Origin of the sequence: Bacillus sp. HSf4 (genome assembly GCF_029537375.1) — a bacterium.
Lineage (GTDB): Bacteria > Bacillota > Bacilli > Bacillales > Bacillaceae > Bacillus > Bacillus sonorensis_A.
In genome coordinates this window covers 2,523,165-2,541,864 of record NZ_CP120679.1, presented here as the reverse complement: position 1 = coordinate 2,541,864, position 18,700 = coordinate 2,523,165, and the positions used below count along the sequence as shown (strand labels likewise).

Genomic DNA, 18,700 nt, shown 5'->3' with positions numbered 1-18,700 from the left:
AGAAGCCGCAGTCCTGTATAATAAAGCGTAATGATTACGTTTTAAGGAGGATCAGCATGAGAGTTAAAATTACATTGGCATGCACTGAGACAGGAGATCGAAATTATATCACGACAAAGAATAAACGCACGAACCCGGACCGGCTGGAATTGAAAAAATATTCCCCGCGTCTGAAAAGATACACGATCCATCGTGAAACAAAATAATCAAAAACCAGCGGTCTCTGACCTGCTGGTTTTTTATATTAATTAGCGGTTTGGTACGTAAAACCGTACTGTTGTGCGGCATACCATACATCATAAATGGCGAGCTGAACGATATGGGGCTCATCAAGGTGGATCAAATGAGAGCTGTTTTTCGCCTGAATCCAGCCGCTTTGATGTGAAAGCGACAACAGCCGGCTGTGCAGCTTCAGCCATTCTTGATGGGCTTTTTTCATAACAGGCGTCCGTTTTCCAGCCGAAAGGACGAGTAAAGGGATGGTCCCTAAATGATCTTCTTCCTGTTTCAGCATGTTCAGGCTTTGCTCAAATTCTTCATGTGAAGCTTCGAGAGAAAATTGATTGAAGTAGTCTTCGCGCGCTTTTTCAGGCAAAAGGGGCAGCACTTTCCGCTCCTGGTCTTCACATGCGGGGTCGAGCAGGACCATGCCGACGACGTCATCGGGAAAACGGCTTGCGAAAAGTCTGGCGATGACGGCGCCGAAGGAATGGGCGACAAACAGGTATGGCGGCTTAACCTCTGCTGCATCCAGGAGCCCTATAAGCTCCTTCACCATTTGATCCGCCGTCCTTTTTTTGCGGGACGGTCCGCTCTTTCCAAGGCCGGCGCGGTCATATGCAAAAAGCCCGAGATCTTCGTCTATATCCGGTAAAATCGGCGCCCATGTATCCGAAGAAAAACCGTAGCCCGCTTCAAAGATAATGGTGGCGCAACTGTTTCCTTTGCGATGTTTTGTATGAAATCTACACCCTTCAACTGTATATGTTTTTTCCATAATATTTGGATTCATGGAGGTCATCCTCTCTCTGTATATGGTGTTCTACTAGGAAAGACGCATAATAGAGGAGGATCGTTTCTCTCGGAATGGAAAAAAAGAAATATCCCGCGGAAAACGGGATATTTTTTAAAGTTTGCTGCTTACCAGGCTCTGCCGTACTGAACAGGTCCTTCGATTTCTGTATTCAGCTGTTTTGCCGCCGTTTTTGGCCAATACGGATCTCTGAGAAGCTCTCTTGCTACAAAAATGAGGTCTGCGCGGCCGTTTTGGAGAATTTCTTCCGCCTGCAATCCGTTTGTAATCAAACCGACAGCACCTGTTTGAATGTCCGCTTGTGCACGGATCGTATCGGCGAAGCCGACCTGGTATCCAGGGAATACGTTGATATTAGCAGGTACGACTGCACCGGAGCTGACGTCAATCAAATCAACGCCTTGTTCTTTCATCCATTTGCCAAAGCCGACGTAATCGGCTACATCAAGGCCGTTTGTCTGATAGTCAGAAGCTGAAACGCGCACGAATAAAGGACCGTCCCATACTTCTTTTACCGCGTCGATCACTTCGCGAAGCAGGCGGTAGCGGTTTTCCGGAGATCCGCCGTATTCGTCTTCGCGCTTGTTGGAAAGAGGTGATAAAAATTCGTTGATCAAATAGCCGTGGGCTCCGTGAATTTCAATGATATCAAAGCCCGCCGCTTTCGCGCGTTCCGCGCCTTTTTTAAATGCCAGAACGGTGTCTTTTATATCATCTTTTGTCATTTCAACAGGTGTCCGGGAGTTTTCGTCAAAAGGAATCGCAGACGGTCCGTAGATGGCCCCGTCAACTTCTGACTTTCTTCCGGCGTGAGCCAGCTGAATCGCCGTTTTGCTGCCGTAAGGTTTGATTTGCGATGTTAAAGCGGCCAGGCCTTCGATATGTTTGTCATCCCAGATTCCTAAATCCTGATCGGAAATTCTTCCTTCAGGCTTGACGGCGGTGGCTTCAACCATAATCAGCCCGACTTGTCCGACGGCGCGTGTTATGTAGTGCGTCATGTGAAACGGCTGCACTTTCCCATCCTTTTCATGGGAGGAATACATGCACATTGGCGACATGACGATACGGTTTTTTATTGTAACCCCTTTTAAGCTCCATGGTGTAAACAGTTTTCGATTACTCAATCTTTTTCGCCTCCCGTAAGTTTTCGAAACGATTATACCAATTCGGACCATCCTCGTCATATAAACTGCTCAAGTCGTTTCCGTATATACCAATTTTCTGTACAATAAAATTGTCTATTATTCTATTTTTATCAACATATGATTTCGAATATATCTTCGGCAATCAGAAGAGGAGGCTTGCTTCATGAAATGGCAGACAGAGGAGGAACTAAAGCAGCTGCTCGTTTCTCTCATTCAATATGAGAGCATATCCGGTACGGCTGGGGAAGTAGCGCTTGCAGAGTATATGTACAATGTATTAAAGGAGCGGTCATATTTTCAAAAGCATCCGGAGCATTTGAAGCTTCATCCGATGAAAGACGGACGCTGGTTTTTGACAGCGCTTGTCAAACAGTCGCCGAAAAAAAATACGGTGCTGCTCATCAGCCACTTTGATGTCGTTGATACAGCGGATTATGGGGAATTTCAGCACATGGCATGCAAACCGCCGGAACTGATGGATGCATTGACGGAAAAAAAAGAATCGCTGCCCGATCGGGTCAAAAAAGACTTGGAAAGCGGCGAGTGGCTGTTCGGAAGGGGGAGCATGGATATGAAAGCGGGTCTTACCGTTCAGTTATCCATGCTTGAACGGGCCATGAACGGCGAGTTCGACGGAAACCTTCTTCTCATCACCGTACCGGATGAAGAAGTCAATTCACAGGGGATGATTGAAGCTGTGCCGACGCTGAAAGCGTGGGAAAAAGCATTTGACCTGCAATATACATCCTGTTTAAACTCCGAACCGATGTTTGAACAATACCCGGGGGACCCGAAGCACTACGTCTATTCGGGAAGCATCGGCAAAGTGCTCGCCGGATTTTTCTGCAAAGGGATTGAAACGCATGTAGGCGAGCCGTTTTCAGGCTTGAACGCGAATTTGATGGTATCGGAAATCAACCGGCTCCTTGAATTAAGTGCGGACTACTGCGAAGAAGTCGACGGAGAGGTGACACCTCCTCCGGTCAATCTGATGCAAAAAGATTTAAAGGAAGCCTACTCTGTACAGACTCCGCATACGGCCGTGTCGCTGTTCAATGTGCTGACGATGAAGCGTTCGGCAGAGGAGCTTCATCAGCTGCTCATGGATACCGCTAAAAAAGCGGCCGCTAACATCAAAGCGAATATGGAACGGAAAGCACTGGACTTTCAGCGGTTCGCCGCTTTTACGCCAATTGAGCGGACCATCTCCGTCCTCACCTTTGGCGAATTGTGGGATAGAGCAAAAGAAAAAGCCGGCAGGGCTGAGGCGGAGCGGATTCTTCATTTTGCGTTCGCCAACAGAGGAGAGCTTGGCGATCGCGATTTTTCCACGAAATTGGTTTCCGACCTGGCTTCGCTCTGCAAAGATGACACCCCCATGATCGTGTTATTTTACAGTCCGCCGTTCTACCCTGCCGTTTCTTCAAAAGACGACCCGCTCATCCGCAAGGTGATCGGCGAAGTGACGGACTATGCGGAGGAGCGGTACGGCTTTGAGTTTCAGGAAATTCAATATTTCCCTGGACTTTCGGATCTAAGCTATCTTCAGCTGCAAAAACAGTCGATTTCCGCTTTTACAGACAACATGCCGCTGTTTAATCATGGCTATTCACTGCCTTCCGGACAAGAGAATGCGCTCTTTGTGCCGGTTATTAACATCGGACCCGTCGGCAAAGATCCTCATAAATGGACGGAGCGCCTTCATGTGCCTTTTTCATTCGGGAAACTGCCCGATCTGCTTCAGTTTGCAATTCAGAGATTGCTATCTAGTAATGTGCAGCTTTAAAGGAAGACCGGAACGGTTTTGATTCGTTCCGGCTTTTATATGTGGACGGCAAACTGCTTTCTGATCTCTTGAGAACGGTGTGCGGCTTCTTTTATACACGATATGACCGTTTGTTCAAATTGCAGCTCTTCGAGAACCCGAATGCCGGCTTCCGTCGTACCTCCCGGGCTTGTGATGTCCTTTCGCATCAGAGACGGGTCTCTTCCGGTTTCCAGCATTTTGACTGCTCCCGCCATCATGTGGGTGATCAGCTGTTTCGCCGTCCCTTCATCAAGACCCAACTCCCGGGCCGACGCCTCCAACGCTTCCACAAAACGGTAAACGAAAGCCGGACCGCTTCCCGCGATGGCTGTCACCGCATCGAGTGCCGCTTCTTCCACGATTGTGACGCTGCCGATCGTCGCAAAAAGTGCCGAGGCTTCCTCAATCTGCGCCGCTGAAACAAGCGGGCCGGCCGCAAGGGCTGTCGCCGATTGCTGAATGGAAGCCGACGTATTTGGCATCGCCCGGACAACCGGCAGTTCTTTTCCTGTGTAGTGCTGAATTGTATCAATCGGAATGCCGGCAAGAATCGAAATCAGCAGCTGTTCTTCTTTTAAATGCGGTGCAATGGCGGCAATCCCGTCTGCGGCGTCTTTCGGTTTCATCGCCAACACAAGTGTATCTGCAAAGCCGATGACTTTTGCTGTATCGGTTTCGCCGCGCACTCCGTACGTTTCTTCAAGCTCTTTGAGCCGGACGCTGTTCGAATGATTTGTAACGGCAATCTGACCGGGCGCAACCGCACCGTTTTTGACAAGTCCTTTCATCATCGCTTCGGCCATCGAACCCGCTCCGATAAATCCAATTCGTTTCATCTTTAAGTCCTCCTTTTAAAAAAACAAAAAACCTTTTCGTCTTCTTAAAGGACGAAAAGGTTTCGCGGTACCACCTTCATTAGCATATGACATGCTCAGCTCTTGTCCCGTAACGCGGGAAACGTTTAGGTTTGCCTAAGCGCTCTGAGGGCAGGTTCAACAGGAAAGCGGGCTGTGAAATCTTTCAGCCGGGAATTTCACTCTCTTTAACCATTGCCTGTTTACTATTCCTCTTCATTTCGTCTTCTTATGATCAGCATCATATATTTGTTGTTCATTATGCAATGAGGGGCTAGCGTATGTCAACAGGCAGGTGAAGCAAAAATGACACACGAGGGGGAAAAAGGTAAAATATGATCAACGTCAATTTGCAGGATAGGAGAAGAACATGATGACAGAAGAACGTATTATCCCCGTTTCGCTGCCGACTCCGTTTGCGATCGGAGACGTCAACATTTATTTGGTGATAGGAGAGGCGCTGACACTGATTGATGCAGGCCCGAAAACAAAGGAAGCTGCCGGGATTTTAACAAGAAAGCTCGGCGAACTCGGTCTGACGGTAAGCGATATTGACCAGGTGGTGCTGACCCATCATCACGCAGACCATGCCGGTTTATTGGATGAATTGCCCGACGGGATCAAGATCATCGGCCATCGCTATAATGAACCGTATATCAGCCAAAATCCCGCCTTTATCCAAAAACAGCAGTCCTTTTTTACATATCTGTTTCATAAGCTCGGCGTCCCGGTTGATATCAGTCCAGTCAGCCTCGCGATCAAGCAGTCGTACCGGTATTCGTGTAAACGGTCGTTGACGCAAACCGTTTCAGAAGGCGATCGGATTGACGGGCTCAAAGGGTGGCGGGTTCTTGAAACACCGGGGCATGCAGCTTCACATATCGTCCTTTATCATGAAACAAACGGCAGCATGTTCGGCGGAGATTTGCTGTTGAAACCGTCTTCTTCCAACCCTTTATTGGAAATGCCGCAAGAAGGAAAAGAGCGTCCGACGCCGCTTTTGGATTATCTATCATCACTCAAACGCCTGCCTGAGCTTCCATTACAGGTGATTTTCCCCGGCCACGGCGAAAGGATTTATGATGCTGGGGAGCTGATCGCCAAGCGGCTGGAAAAGCAGCAAAACAGGGCGGACGAGGTATACCGCATGCTTGCGGAAAGACCTCATAGCGCATTTGACCTGTGCCGGAAGCTGTTTTCCTCGGTCTATGAGAAGCAGCTGTTTTTGACAATGTCTGAAACGGTCGGCCAGCTTGACGATTTGGCGGCGCGCGGCCGCATCACAAGCGAAGAAAGAATCGGAATTCAATATTATCGTACAAAGTAGGTGAAGAAGGATGAAAAAAAGCTTAATAGACAAAAGGGTTATGATCACAGGCGCTTCAGGCGGACTTGGCGAACGGATCGCCTATTATTCCGCAGCGGCAGGAGCGGAAGTGATTCTCGCGGCGCGCAGAGCAGAGCGTCTTGACCAATTGAAGGAAAAAATATCGACCGAGCTCCATGCAAAGTGCCGGACGATCGTTCTGGATGTCAGCCGGACGGACGAAATTGCAGCGGCATTCGAAGAGGCCGGGCCGATTGACATTCTCGTCAATAATGCGGGCTTCGGGATCTTTGAGCCGGCCTTGGAATCATCTCTTGAAGATATGAAAGCGATGTTTGAAGTGAATGTCTTTGGCCTGATTGCCTGCACGAAGCTGGCACTCCCGCGTATGATCGCGCAAAACAGCGGTCACATCATCAATATCGCTTCACAGGCCGGCAAAATTTCTACCCCGAAGTCAAGTCTTTATGCTGCGACAAAGCATGCGGTGCTTGGGTACTCCAACAGTCTGAGAATGGAGCTTGCCGGAACAGGAGTCCATGTGACTACGGTAAATCCCGGTCCGATTAAGACCGATTTTTTCAAGACAGCCGATAAAAAGGGTGATTATGTGGAAAGCGTCGGGAAATGGATGCTGGACGCCGATCAAGTGGCGTTGAAAATCGTTTCGATCATGATGACGAACAAGCGTGAAATCAATCTGCCGCGCTGGATGAACGCGGTCAGCAAACTATACCAGCTGTTTCCGGCTCTTGTTGAAAGGGCTGGCCGCAGCGCTTTTTATAAAAAGTAGTCCGAACCGCATTCGGCGGGTTCTAAAAAAACGGATTTGCCCCAAGGCAAATCCGTTTTTTTTATTGGTTTACTCCCTTCCATCAGAGAATGAGGGACGCAAAATATCATATAAAAGCAGGAAGACTTTTACCCTTTAAAAAAATGGAAGCGCTTCAGCTGTTCAAGCTTCGGCGACCTGTGATCTGAAGGCACCGAGGCCGTGTGAGGCGATCGATATAAAAACAGCGTCTCGAAACACTTCCGGTGCGTCTGGAAACACGGCGGGGCCGCTTTTTAAAAATAAGGTAAAGGTCGGTTTCATTCCGCTGTAATCGACATATAAAATGGCAAATGGACGAAAGGTATCAGTAAATTTTTACCATATTATGAAAATGCCGAAATGAAAGGAAGAATGACGAGAACAAAATACGCTAAAAAGGAGTTTCAAACAGTGCGGGAAGAATGGAACCAAGTGATGAAAAAACGTTGCATCATCGGGTTGATCATGGGAGTATGCACATGCGTCTTTTGTCAATTTCCGCTGGACAATAAAGCGTCGGCGGCTTTGGATAAGTACGTAAACTTTGCCGAGCTTGCTGAAAACGAAATAGAAGGGGAGGATTATCGTATAGAATATACCGACATGGGAACGGATCTCCTGGTTTTATCTCCGCACGGCGGCGGGATTGAAGGCGGGGTCAGCGAACTTGTCCGGGCGTTCAGCGATGAGTATTCAACCTATTTGTTTGAAGGAATAAAGCCGTCACAAAATTGGGATCTGCACATTACGAGCAATCATTTCGATGAGCCGACAGCACTGGAAGCGGTTAGCGCACACAACTATATTTTGGCTTTTCATGGATATGAGGATACGGAAGAACATACCCTTGTCGGGGGAACGGACAAAAAAGGCGGACAGGCCATCACCAAGGCGCTGAAGGAGCATGGCTTTTCGGCTGAACTGGTGGATCAAGACCACAAATTTGCCGGGACAGATCCGGACAATCTGAATAATAAATGTAAAACGGGATTAAGCATTCAATTGGAGATCAGCACTCCTCAGCGGGAGGCTTTTTTTGCGCGGTTCGGATTGAAGACGAGAGAAAGCACGTCGAATGAACGGTTTAATGAATATGTAGCAGTCATCAAAGAAGTGTTGGAAGAAAGATTGAAATAAAGAATGTATATTTAGGCTACATTAAAGACAAGACGTCAAGCAGAGGGTGATCATGTTGATTTATATTTACAATTGTTATGGCGGCACCCATTCATCTGCACTGGCCGCCGCTTATCATCTTAAGAAACTTCCGCTCAGCAGAAAGCCGACCAAAAACGAAATATTAAACACGGATTGCTTTAACCGGCTCAGCCCCAAAGAAATGGGGAAATTAATCTATCACGGACTTGATGAAGAAGGCAGCAAGGTGTATACGATCGGCAGGGGATCATCAAAAGCCGTTATTCCGGCCATGCGGGGAGTCCTTGAACTGTTTGAAAACAGTGGAATGCTCAGTGAAAAAGTGATTTTTTCAAATACATCTCCCACAGTCCCATTAGCCATGACCTTTGGGGGCTTGTTTTCAAGAAGGCTGAAAATCGATCCGCTCGGCGTACCATTATTGGTTTTGGGTTCACAGCAGGCCTATCAAGATATCATCCAACTTGTTGAACGCACGAAAAAGCACGCGAAAACAACCTCTTCTTTCATTGATGTGCTGGACAATGGCTTTCTTGATTGAATGATGAGCAAGAAATATATGTTTAAAAAAGGTGCCTGAAAAAGGTGCCTTTTTCAATTGGAAGGTTTTTTCTCTGCTATAATGTAAAAATGAAATGAGAGGGAAGTTTTCCGAATTTAGTCAAGGCGGGTGAATCAAATGGAAGCTATTCGAGTGCTGATAGCGGATGATGAAAAAGAGATCAGAGATTTATTGAAAGCATATTTAAAAAGAGAGTGTTATGAGGTTGATGTGGCAGTTGACGGAGACGATGCGCTGAGGCTGTTTGAACAAAACCATTACCACCTCGTGGTATTGGATGTGATGATGCCGAAAATCGACGGCATCGAAGTGTGCAGAAGGATGAGGAATCATACGAACATTCCGATCCTGATGCTGACAGCCAAAGACCTTGAAGGCGATAAAATTTTAGGGCTGTCGATCGGTGCCGACGATTATATAACGAAGCCTTTCAGTGTGAACGAAGTGCTTGCGCGGATCAAAGCTATGCTGAGGCGTTTTTTGGTCCTCGGCAGCGAAAGCCGCTCTTCTGATGAACAATCAAAGATTCAATTTAAAGGATTGACCATCGATTTGAAAACATATACGGTCACCGCAGGCGGACGGGACATCTCCCTGACGGCGAAGGAGTTTGAACTGCTGAAGTTTTTCGCCTCAAATCCGGGACAGGTATTTACGAAGACGCAGCTGTTTCGAAACGCTTGGGGAGACCAATACATAGAAGATGATAATACGGTCATGGTGCATATCAGAAGGCTGAGAAAAAAAATAGAGCCGGACCCGTCCGATCCCCAATTGATTCAAACCGTTTGGGGAATCGGCTATAAGTTTGTAGGTGAGAAAGATGCTGCGCGATAAAAAGCTGCTGCTTCTCATCCTGCAATGTGCGGCGCTTGCCGGACTTTTGTTCATTCATATGAAGAGCGCATCCCTCGGGGGCTACAGCATCACGCTGTTTATCATTCTGTTTGGGATCAGCGCCCTCTTGTTTGTGATGAGGCTTGGCTTCATCAGCCGCTTAAAGGTGATCGAGACCGAGCTGAAACGCGTGGCCGACGGGAATGTAAGAAGGAGATTGCTCGCAAAGGGCGACGAGCCGTTTCATGACATCATGTTTTCCATTAACGAATTGATCGACAAGCTCGAAAAAATCCAAATCAACGCCGCAAAATCGGAAGCGGCAAGGAAACGGCTGCTGTCCAACATTTCCCATGATATCCGGACGCCGCTCACATCAATCATCGGCTATGTGGATGCATTGAAAGACGGTGTCGCTTCATCCGAGGCAGAAAGGCGGGAATACCTCGACATTCTTTCTAAAAAATCCAACAGCTTAAAGCAATTGATCGATGAAATGTTCAATATGGCAAAACTCGATGCAAACGAAATCCAGCTGAAAACAGAGTCCTTTGATCTTGCTGAAGTCGCAAGAGAAACGCTGATCGACTTTTTGCCAGAGCTGAAAAAACACGATATGGAATTGAAGGTGCAGATTCCGGAAACGAAATGTTGGGTAACCGCTGATCGGCTCAGTCTGATCCGCGTGCTCGAAAACATCGTCAGAAACGGCATTCACCATGGAAAAGAGGGAAAGGTGCTCGGAATCGAGCTGACGGAATCAGAGCATGAATATCAGCTTCTCGTCTGGGATCAAGGGCCGGGGATTCCGGAAAGCGATATCGAAAACGTGTTTGAAAGGATGTACCGCAGAGACCGCTCGAGAAGTCTTGATGACGGCAGCGGCTTGGGGCTTGCCATCGCCAAATCGCTTGTCGAAAAAAACCGCGGTCGCATATGGGCAAAGAGCGTTCCCTGGGAAAAAACGACGTTTGCTTTTTCACTGCCTAAACAAAGCTATCTCCATACATTTAAGAATTAATTAAGAATTGGTTAAGAAGGAATTAAATCCTTCTGTTTATGATGTAGCCATAAGGTTAGTGAAAGCGAGTGATGCAAATTTGAGCACGATCATTAAAACGACGAATCTCACGAAAATGTACGGGTCGCAAAGATCGGTAGACCGCCTCAATATCAACGTCAAACAAGGAGGTATATACGGCTTTCTCGGCCGAAACGGCGCCGGGAAAACGACGACGATCAGAATGCTGTTGGGGCTGATCAAACCGACCGATGGACAGATTGAAATTTTCGGAGACAACTTTTTTAAAAACAAAAAAGAAATTTTAAGGAGAATCGGCTCCATTGTAGAAGTGCCGGGCTTTTATGCGAACCTGACGGCAAGGGAAAACCTTTTGATCAACGCGAAAATCATCGGTGTCCATAAAAAAAATGCGATCGATGAAGTATTGGAGATCGTGGGGCTTCATCATGAAACGAAAAAGCTCGTCGGCAAATATTCCTTGGGAATGAAGCAAAGACTGGGGATTGCAAGAGCCCTGCTTCATTATCCGGAGCTGTTGATACTGGACGAACCGACAAACGGCCTCGACCCGATCGGCATCAAGGAAATGAGAAGTCTCATTCATTCTCTCGCCAAAGAAAGAAACATCACCATTTTTATATCGAGCCACATTTTGTCTGAAATCGAACAGCTCGTCGATCATGTCGGAATCATTCATGAAGGAAGGCTGCTTGAAGAAATTCCGTTTGATCATCTCAGAAAAAGAAACCGCAAATATCTGGAATTTCAACTGTCCGATCAAAATAAAGCCGTCGTGCTGCTGGAACAGCATTTTAATATTCACGACTATGACGTTCACCAGAACGGAATCGTCCGGGTATATTCCCACTTGGGCCAGCGGGGAAAGCTCAATAAAATGTTTGTCGAAAACGGAATTGACGTATTGAAGATCACGGTGAGCGAAGACAGTCTTGAAGACTACTTCGTCAAATTGATAGGGGGCGGGACGATTGGTTGATTTGCTGTATACCGAACTGCTGAAGCTCAAGCGCTCACAGATGTTTCTGGTCAGCATCTTGGGAGCGGCAGCAGCCCCTTTCATTTGTTTTATATCATCTTTGGCTAAAAAAGCCAAGTATCCTGATGTACCGATTCGCTTCAGCGAGACTTTTTCCGATACCAATCTGTACATTGTCCTGTTGATCGGAGTCCCGCTTTACGGTGTCATTACTTCATATTTATTCAATCGGGAATACGCCGAAAGCACGCTGAAGAATCTCTTGACGATTCCTGTTTCAAGAATCAGCCTGATCATCAGCAAATTGGTCCTGCTCTTCATTTGGATCATGCTGCTGACGTTAATCGCCTGGGTGCTGACGCTTCTGTTTGGGCTGATCGGACAATTTGAAGGTCTCAGCTCGGCGGTTTTAATAGAAGAGTTGAAACAATTTATGACAGGCGGGGCACTTCTTTTTTTCCTGTTGAGTCCAATTATATTTGTGACACTGCTGTTTAAAAATTATGTGCCGACCATTATCTTTACGATCATTATCTCAATGGTCAGCATTATGGTATACGGCACGGAGTACAGCGCTTTATTCCCATGGTCGGCGGTATGGGTGATCGCCTCGGGTACGTTCTTTCCGGAATATCCGCCTGCATTCTCTTTTATCAGTGTCATCGCCACAACCGTTCTTGGATTAGCCGCGACGATCGTCTACTTTAAGAAAATCGATATTCATTGATACATGAAGGGAATGTGCGGCCGGCCATTGCACATTCCTCATTATCGTTTAAAGCTTTTTTACGCAATTAAAATGGATATATATTGAATTTAAGTATAAAAAAGGAGTTTGAGTCGTGTCTTTTTCAGAATTAAATATTCACGTTTTTCGTTTCATTCATGAGTTGGGAAAAATGTATTCGATACTGAATCCGGCCGTTTACTTTCTGGCTGAATATATGATGTATGTCCTCGCATTGGGTCTTGTCGTTTTTTGGCTGACCCGGACTGCCAGAAACAGATTGATGGTCATTTATGCGGTCATCTCATTTGCGATAGCCGAAATGCTCGGGAAAATGGCGGGCTCTCTTTATTCCAACTATCAGCCCTTTGCCGTGCTTAGAAATGTCAACAAGTTGATTGAACACGATATTGACAATTCGTTTCCGAGCGACCATACGATCCTGTTTTTTTCAATCGGTTTTATGTTTTTCCTGTTTCATAAAAAAACGGGATGGCTGTGGCTTGTGCTCGCATTCGCCGTAGGGATTTCCCGGATTTGGTCCGGCGTCCACTATCCATTTGATGTGGCCGCGGGAGCTCTCCTTGGCATCGTGTCAGCTCTGTTTGTATACTGGACAGCGCCAAAGCTGTCTATCATTCGGCAATTGCTCGTTCTTTATGAAAAGGGTGAACAGCGGATGTTTCCTTCCAAAAGTAAATCAGACGATAAATCCAACAACATTTAAAGACTGCCTTGATTTTTGGCCGTCTTTTTTGCACATGGCCTCCGTTCAGTTTGAGAATCAGTCTGACGCCTGGGTCTCAAGTTCCAAGAATTAAAAAAATCCCTATTAAGAAGATGCCATTATCATTTTATGGAATATAGTAGTCGGTAACAGATTCGTTATTTCTTAGAAAATAGAATTGTTAATAAGGAAAAATATGCTACAATATAGAATATAGGAGGTGATAATTTCCAATAGGTAATAATAAAATGGTCTGATTTTCTAGGATTCACTCTTTCCATCGCTTAAAATAATAGAATGCGCGACCGTAAACCGTTTTTGCTGCTGGAAATGTTTCACGGGTGCCATCTCAAGACATACATAAAAATGTTGAAAAAATACGGGGGCGTTAAAATGAAAAAAACAATTTTAGGCGTGTCTTTGTCGGCAGCGCTTCTGGTTCCATCCTCGTTTGCGGCGGCTTCAGAAGACGGACGGCTGACAGATGAACAGAAAGAACTGCTTGAGGCCAAAACAGAGTATGTCCAGTCACTTCCGAAACAGGCCGGTGTTCAAAGCGGTCTCTCGGCCTATTCGGGAAAAAGGCTCACGATTAAAAGAGGGAGCTTTCTCGCTTGGTCGAAAGATGAGATTGACTGGTACTACAACGGCAAAAAAATATCCAAAAGCAGCGGCTTCCAGGATGTGGGCTACATCTTTCCGAATGTCGTGAGGGCGAAAGGGATCAAAAGGTATTACAAATCCACGGGGCTTCACAAATGGCGGGCGAAAAAAACGCACAGTATCGGGAGTGTGACGCCGTGGGGAGATGTTGAATTTGCCAGCACAACCTATACCGACAGAAGATGGGTCAACAAAAAAGGCAAATATGGAAAGGATTAATTTGAAATAAACAAACGGCATACAACGCTGCTAAAAGACTATTTTGAAAATCTTGGCAGCGTTGTATAATGGAGAATGTTGCAACACCATCCTCGCCTAAGAAAGGATTTTTCCATTGATTAACATCAATCATTTGACAAAAATGTATGGAAATCAGACGGTCTTCAACCGTCTCAATATGAATATTGAAAAAAATAAAGTCAGCTTCCTGATGGGGGAAAACGGCGCCGGAAAAACGACGCTCTTGAAATGCCTGCTTAAGCTGGAACACTACGAAGGCGGCATTCGCTATGACGGCGAACCCCTTGAAGCCGTCAGAGACCGGGTGCATGTCATTTATGATGATTCCCCGTTTTATTTCAATCTCACAGGCTATCAAAACATCAAAATCTTATTAAACAAACCCGTTAAAAAAGAAGAGCTCGAACAGACGTCGCAAACATTTCTCGATCACTCGCTCTTGAAAAAGAAAGTCAAAACCTATTCCTACGGGCAAAGAAAAAAGCTCGCTTTAACGATCGCCGCCTTAAACAAACCGGCGTACTTGTTTTTGGATGAGATATCAAACGGATTTGACTATCGTTCAATGATAGAGCTTCAGGAGATGATCAATGACTGGTCAAGCGAAATGACGATTGTGGCTGCGGGTCACCAATTCGAATTTTACTCTTCGATCGTTGATCAATTGTTCGTGCTGAAAGACGGTTCGGCTGTTCATGTGGAAAATTTTAAAGCGAATGGGGCAGATTTGGGCGATGTCTATAAAGAATATTTATAAAATCCTGAAGAACGAGCTTGCCTATCAATACTATTCAAAAACGCTCTTGCTTTTGATCATTCCTCTGTTGCTGATTTCATCCGGGTACATATACTTTCAGTATCAGAATACAGAAGGCAGCTACCGGCTGTTTTTGAAAACCGAAGCTGAATACAAACAGCTCGGTATCGATATTCAAAAGGCGCTTGACTCGCCAGTCAAGGTGAAGGAAGGGGAGCTCAAAAGCAAGGACGGCGACGGGGAGATCGTTGAAAATATTTTAAGATATGACTATGAGAATTTCGTGCTGTCGCTTCACAATCTCCAGCCGAAACAAGCGGTCGTCACCACGATGGAGTGGATGGGGTTTATTTTGTTTCCGCTCGCCTTTACGCTTTACGCCATTTATATTTCTTCCTATGACATGCGATTTAAGACGGTGAAAATCAAGGCGGTCAGACATGATTGGAAGTCGGTTTTGCTGGCCAAACAGTGCTCGGTCTATATGGTGATGCTTGTCGGAATGTCCGCCGTTTTATGTGCGGCATATGTGTCGAGCCTTATTCTTTATTCCCAGGCAGCGCGGACGATTCCGGTCGACCAGTTCACAATACCGGAGGTGTCAAAAAGCAATATCCTGCTTCAATTTATTGTCATAGCGGCAGTCAGCTTTATTTTCACAACGATCGGGTTTTATTTGGGCATTCTGTTGAGGAGTTTTGCGGCGCCTGCTCTGCTTTATATCATCTACAGCCTGCTGGTTCCGGTACTGGGCAAATTTGATTTGAAAAACCTTTTGTCCAATCTCGGGCATGCGGTTTTCAATTTCAACGGCCATTTTAAGCTGTTTACACCGGTTAAGGTAGAGATCTTTCCGATCATCCTGATTCTGGCCGCCGCCATCGGCCTGCTGTCGGCCGCCGCTTATTACGCGGCGCACAGACAAAGCAAATATGTCGTGTGAATGCCCGGCTGTTTTTAGAGTGCGAACCTGCGCTCTTTTTTTATTGTCAAAACAGAAGGATTCGGCAGAAAGCCAAGCGGATATTGAGGATCTCCCATCCGGCGAATTCAGCATTCCGTGGTGAGCCTGCCAGGGGGCACCTTGACGAAGCCGTTTGATTTAAAACGGAAATCAAAACAGTTTTCTGATATAAGCATTTCTCGATCCTGATCCCTCGTAAATATTCTAAAAATTCTATATAATAGAAAAAGCGGTTTGGATCAGATATCTAGTCATACAGCGTATGAACAGAGGGACAGGTGAGAAATATGGCAAACCAAGATTTGAATTTGCAAACGTTATATACGAGTCATACCCGGGACGCCTGGGCGCATCTGGGCGGACATATGTCGGTAGAGATGACCGAAGAGGAGGCGAAAGAGCTTGAAGGTTTAAATGATTATCTGTCTTTGGAGGAGGTTGAGACGATTTATGTTCCGCTGGCAAGGCTTCTTTACTTGCACCGGACTTCTCAATATGAACGGAACTCCCGTGTGAACGGTTTTCTGAATTACCCCCATGCAGCCAAAATTCCGTTTATCATCGGGATTGCCGGAAGCGTGGCGGTCGGGAAAAGCACGACGGCCAGAATCATTCAAACCGCGCTTTCCCGCTTGCGGGAGCGTCTGAAGGTCAGCCTGATTACAACGGACGGGTTTTTGTATCCAAATGCGGTTCTTTCAGAAAAACAGATGATGTCAAGAAAAGGATTTCCGGAAAGCTATGATGTAAAGGCGCTGCTTGAATTTTTAAACGATTTAAAATCAGGGAAGAAAAGCGTCAAAGCACCCGTCTACTCCCATTTAACATACGACAGAATGGAAGGCGTTTATGAAACGGTGGAGGAGGCGGATATTGTCATTATTGAAGGCGTCAATGTGCTGCAAACACCGACGATTGAAGATGATCGGACAAAGCCGCGGGTTTTCGTATCTGATTTCTTTGATTTTTCAATTTATGTGGATGCAGAGGAAGCTCTCATTATCAAATGGTATCTCGAGCGGTTCCGGATGCTCAGGGAGACGGCTTTTCAAGATCCGACTTCTTATTTTCATAAATTTAAAGATCTCACAGATCCCGAAGCGGATGCGATGGCGAAATCGATATGGGAGACGGTCAACCGCCCCAACCTGTATGAAAACATTTTGCCGACAAAATTCCGGTCGGATTTAATTTTGAAAAAAGGGGAAGGCCACAAGGTCGAAAAGATTTTGGTCAGACGGGTGTAAAGCGGGGAGGAAAAGCTGTGATTCATCATATCGAACTGTATGTTTCCAATTTAGACAGGTCAAAGCGTTTTTGGGGATGGTTTTTACAGGAGCTCGGCTATGAGGCTTACCAGCGCTGGGAGGGTGGCATCAGCTGGAAGAAGGAACGGGCTTACATCGTTTTGGTTCAGGCCGAAGAGAGATTTATAGAAGCGGGCTATCACAGACGCCGGGTCGGCTTAAATCATCTTGCCTTTCAGGCGGATTCAAAAGCCCAGGTCGATGATATGACAGAGCAGCTGATGGAACGCGGCTATCGGCTGCTCTATGAAGACAGACATCCGTTCGCCGGCGGGGACGGGCATTATGCGCTGTATGCGGAAGATCCCGACCGCATCAAAGTTGAACTCGTGGCGCCGGCCGATTTTCGTCAGACTGTATAATCAAAAGCGCCGGCCTTTGGAAGATGGCCAGGCGCTTTTTTTAATGCTGCAATGTTTTCTTTGCATGGATGTTCACTTTTGCAGCTTCCACCATTCTGACTCTGCGGAAAGCCGCAAAGAGGAAAGGTGAGCCGCAAAGGGTGGCGAGGGCCAGGATCGAAAAGGTGAAAAAAGGCTTTCCCGCTCCGAACGTATCCAGCAGTATTCCGCCTGCCCACGGGCCGATGACGCTTCCCAGCTGGGTGAAGCCCATCGCTCCGAAGTAGGTCCCCTTCAGTTCAGGGCGTGCAATTTGGTCAACCAATATATCCATCATCGAAAATAACAGCACTTCTCCTATTGTAAACAATATGACAATGAAGGTGATCGACAAGAGGTCATGGAAAAATGAAAGGCTGAACAGACTCATGCTGACCAAAACATTGCCTGTGATGAGCGACAAAATCGGCGAAAACCGTTTTGCGATTTGTACGATCGGGTACTGTACGATCAGCACGGTCGCAGCATTTAACGTCAGCATGATCCCGAATATCTTCGTTCCGTCTTCGATGAAAGGGCTTGCCGACATATACTGCGCCAGCGTTGATGAAAACTGGGAGTAGCCGAACAAACAAAGAATCGAGCCGATCAGTGTGATCGTAAACACCCGGTCCGTTCTTGTCACCTGCAAGGCATCCTTTACTTTGATGCGCTTGTTCGTCTCCATCGCCGGGACGTCGTGGTTTTTAAATTGAATCACCAGGCCCGCTCCGTAAAGCAAATAAATAAAAGCGGCGATAAAAAACGGCAGCGTCGTTTTCGAAGAGCCGAGGTAGAGGCCCAAAAGCGGCCCGAAGACAACGCCGAGGTTGATCGCCGCATATCTGAGGTTGAAGACAAAGAGGCGCGTCTCAGGTTTGGATACATCCGAAAGCAGCGCTCTTGAAGTCGGCTCAAACAGGGCGCGGCACAATCCGTTTAAGGCATTCATCAAAAAGAAGGTCCATACGTGATCAGCGAGGGCAAAGCCGGCAAATACGAGCACCCAGCCGAAAATCGACAGCAGCATGATCTTTTTCCGGCCGAACCGGTCTGACAAATATCCTCCATAAAAGCTCGCCGCAATCCCGATCAGGGAGCTTACCGCTATCACGGCTCCGGCAAAAGACGCTGAAGCGCCTTTTACCTGTGTCAAGTAAATCGCTAAAAAAGGAATGCTCATTGTCGTGCCCATCCGTCCGAAAATCGTTCCGACAATAATGGTCCAGCTGAGCGGGTGGATACTTTGCCATTTCTGTTTCATGATGAACTCTCCAGACATGTTTTATTGTACTATCATACATGAAACAGATGGTGCTGAATAGAGGTTTTTCTATAATGTGGGAAAGAAAAAAGCCTCCTTCTAGGAAGCCT

20 protein-coding genes and 1 other annotated feature are annotated in these 18,700 nt (G+C 46.6%); of the genes, 16 read left to right on the top strand and 4 right to left on the bottom strand.

Annotation, left to right across the window (positions count from 1 at the left end; translation table 11 throughout):
- Positions 1 to 56: 56 nt before the first annotated feature.
- Complete coding sequence (gene rpmG / locus P3X63_RS13115) at positions 57 to 206, top strand: 50S ribosomal protein L33 (protein WP_006637447.1); 150 nt, start codon at positions 57 to 59, stop codon at positions 204 to 206.
- A 38-nt stretch (positions 207 to 244) separates the two neighbouring features.
- Here the strand turns inward: rpmG and P3X63_RS13110 are convergent, their stop codons facing one another.
- Entirely contained in the window at positions 245 to 1,012 is a 768-nt protein-coding gene (locus tag P3X63_RS13110) for an alpha/beta fold hydrolase (RefSeq protein WP_026587754.1), read from the bottom strand.
- Positions 1,013 to 1,140: 128 nt separating this feature from the next.
- A complete protein-coding gene (namA, locus tag P3X63_RS13105) occupies positions 1,141 to 2,211 on the bottom strand; it encodes an NADPH dehydrogenase NamA (protein WP_236251272.1) in 1,071 nt (356 codons plus the stop codon).
- A 133-nt stretch (positions 2,212 to 2,344) separates the two neighbouring features.
- On the opposite strand from namA, the gene P3X63_RS13100 reads away from it, so the two are divergent.
- Entirely contained in the window at positions 2,345 to 3,967 is a 1,623-nt protein-coding gene (locus P3X63_RS13100; protein ID WP_026587752.1) for a M20/M25/M40 family metallo-hydrolase, read from the top strand.
- 35 nt (positions 3,968 to 4,002) lie between these two features.
- Here P3X63_RS13100 and proC read toward each other — a convergent pair whose 3' ends face one another.
- The gene (gene proC, locus P3X63_RS13095; protein WP_277690992.1) at positions 4,003 to 4,824 is read right to left on the bottom strand and encodes a pyrroline-5-carboxylate reductase; all 822 of its coding nucleotides are present in this window, start codon (positions 4,822 to 4,824) and stop codon (positions 4,003 to 4,005) included.
- A 44-nt stretch (positions 4,825 to 4,868) separates the two neighbouring features.
- Positions 4,869 to 5,071, bottom strand: a binding site (T-box leader).
- Positions 5,072 to 5,215: 144 nt separating this feature from the next.
- On the opposite strand from proC, the gene P3X63_RS13090 reads away from it, so the two are divergent.
- From P3X63_RS13090 to P3X63_RS13025, 14 genes are all read left to right on the top strand, one after another.
- Entirely contained in the window at positions 5,216 to 6,169 is a 954-nt protein-coding gene (locus P3X63_RS13090; protein ID WP_026587750.1) for an MBL fold metallo-hydrolase, read from the top strand.
- Positions 6,170 to 6,179: 10 nt separating this feature from the next.
- Positions 6,180 to 6,962, top strand: coding sequence for an SDR family NAD(P)-dependent oxidoreductase (locus P3X63_RS13085; protein WP_026587749.1), 783 nt, complete (start codon positions 6,180 to 6,182; stop codon positions 6,960 to 6,962).
- A 432-nt stretch (positions 6,963 to 7,394) separates the two neighbouring features.
- On the top strand, positions 7,395 to 8,120 hold the full coding sequence (locus P3X63_RS13080) for a poly-gamma-glutamate hydrolase family protein (RefSeq protein ID WP_026587748.1): 726 nt from the start codon (positions 7,395 to 7,397) through the stop codon (positions 8,118 to 8,120).
- Between the two features lie 55 nt (positions 8,121 to 8,175).
- Entirely contained in the window at positions 8,176 to 8,682 is a 507-nt protein-coding gene (locus tag P3X63_RS13075) for a DUF3189 family protein (RefSeq protein WP_026587747.1), read from the top strand.
- A gap of 138 nt (positions 8,683 to 8,820) precedes the next feature.
- Positions 8,821 to 9,540 (top strand): response regulator transcription factor, encoded by a 720-nt coding sequence (locus P3X63_RS13070; RefSeq protein ID WP_026587746.1) that lies wholly within the window; start codon positions 8,821 to 8,823, stop codon positions 9,538 to 9,540.
- Positions 9,527 to 10,561, top strand: a complete 1,035-nt coding sequence (locus P3X63_RS13065) for a sensor histidine kinase (protein ID WP_277690991.1) — start codon at positions 9,527 to 9,529, stop codon at positions 10,559 to 10,561. Before P3X63_RS13070 ends, P3X63_RS13065 begins: the two co-directional genes overlap by 14 nt.
- Positions 10,562 to 10,640: 79 nt before the next feature.
- The gene (bcrA, locus tag P3X63_RS13060) at positions 10,641 to 11,561 is read left to right on the top strand and encodes a bacitracin resistance ABC transporter ATP-binding subunit BcrA (protein WP_026587744.1); all 921 of its coding nucleotides are present in this window, start codon (positions 10,641 to 10,643) and stop codon (positions 11,559 to 11,561) included.
- Complete coding sequence (locus P3X63_RS13055; protein WP_026587743.1) at positions 11,554 to 12,288, top strand: ABC transporter permease; 735 nt, start codon at positions 11,554 to 11,556, stop codon at positions 12,286 to 12,288. The genes bcrA and P3X63_RS13055 overlap by 8 nt, the downstream gene beginning before the upstream one ends.
- Before the next feature lie 115 nt (positions 12,289 to 12,403).
- The gene (locus tag P3X63_RS13050; protein WP_277690990.1) at positions 12,404 to 13,015 is read left to right on the top strand and encodes an undecaprenyl-diphosphatase; all 612 of its coding nucleotides are present in this window, start codon (positions 12,404 to 12,406) and stop codon (positions 13,013 to 13,015) included.
- Positions 13,016 to 13,408: 393 nt separating this feature from the next.
- Positions 13,409 to 13,897, top strand: a complete 489-nt coding sequence (locus P3X63_RS13045; protein WP_026587741.1) for a hypothetical protein — start codon at positions 13,409 to 13,411, stop codon at positions 13,895 to 13,897.
- A 115-nt stretch (positions 13,898 to 14,012) separates the two neighbouring features.
- A complete protein-coding gene (locus P3X63_RS13040) occupies positions 14,013 to 14,675 on the top strand; it encodes an ATP-binding cassette domain-containing protein (protein ID WP_026587740.1) in 663 nt (220 codons plus the stop codon).
- Complete coding sequence (locus tag P3X63_RS13035; protein ID WP_277690989.1) at positions 14,653 to 15,618, top strand: ABC transporter permease; 966 nt, start codon at positions 14,653 to 14,655, stop codon at positions 15,616 to 15,618. Before P3X63_RS13040 ends, P3X63_RS13035 begins: the two co-directional genes overlap by 23 nt.
- 308 nt (positions 15,619 to 15,926) lie before the next feature.
- On the top strand, positions 15,927 to 16,886 hold the full coding sequence (coaA, locus tag P3X63_RS13030; RefSeq protein ID WP_026587738.1) for a type I pantothenate kinase: 960 nt from the start codon (positions 15,927 to 15,929) through the stop codon (positions 16,884 to 16,886).
- Positions 16,887 to 16,906: 20 nt separating this feature from the next.
- Positions 16,907 to 17,308 (top strand): VOC family protein, encoded by a 402-nt coding sequence (locus P3X63_RS13025; protein WP_026587737.1) that lies wholly within the window; start codon positions 16,907 to 16,909, stop codon positions 17,306 to 17,308.
- Positions 17,309 to 17,348: 40 nt separating this feature from the next.
- On the opposite strand, the gene P3X63_RS13020 is transcribed toward P3X63_RS13025, so the two are convergent.
- Positions 17,349 to 18,590: an MDR family MFS transporter gene (locus P3X63_RS13020; RefSeq protein ID WP_026587736.1), complete on the bottom strand. Its 1,242-nt coding sequence runs from the start codon at positions 18,588 to 18,590 to the stop codon at positions 17,349 to 17,351.
- Positions 18,591 to 18,700 lie beyond the last annotated feature (110 nt).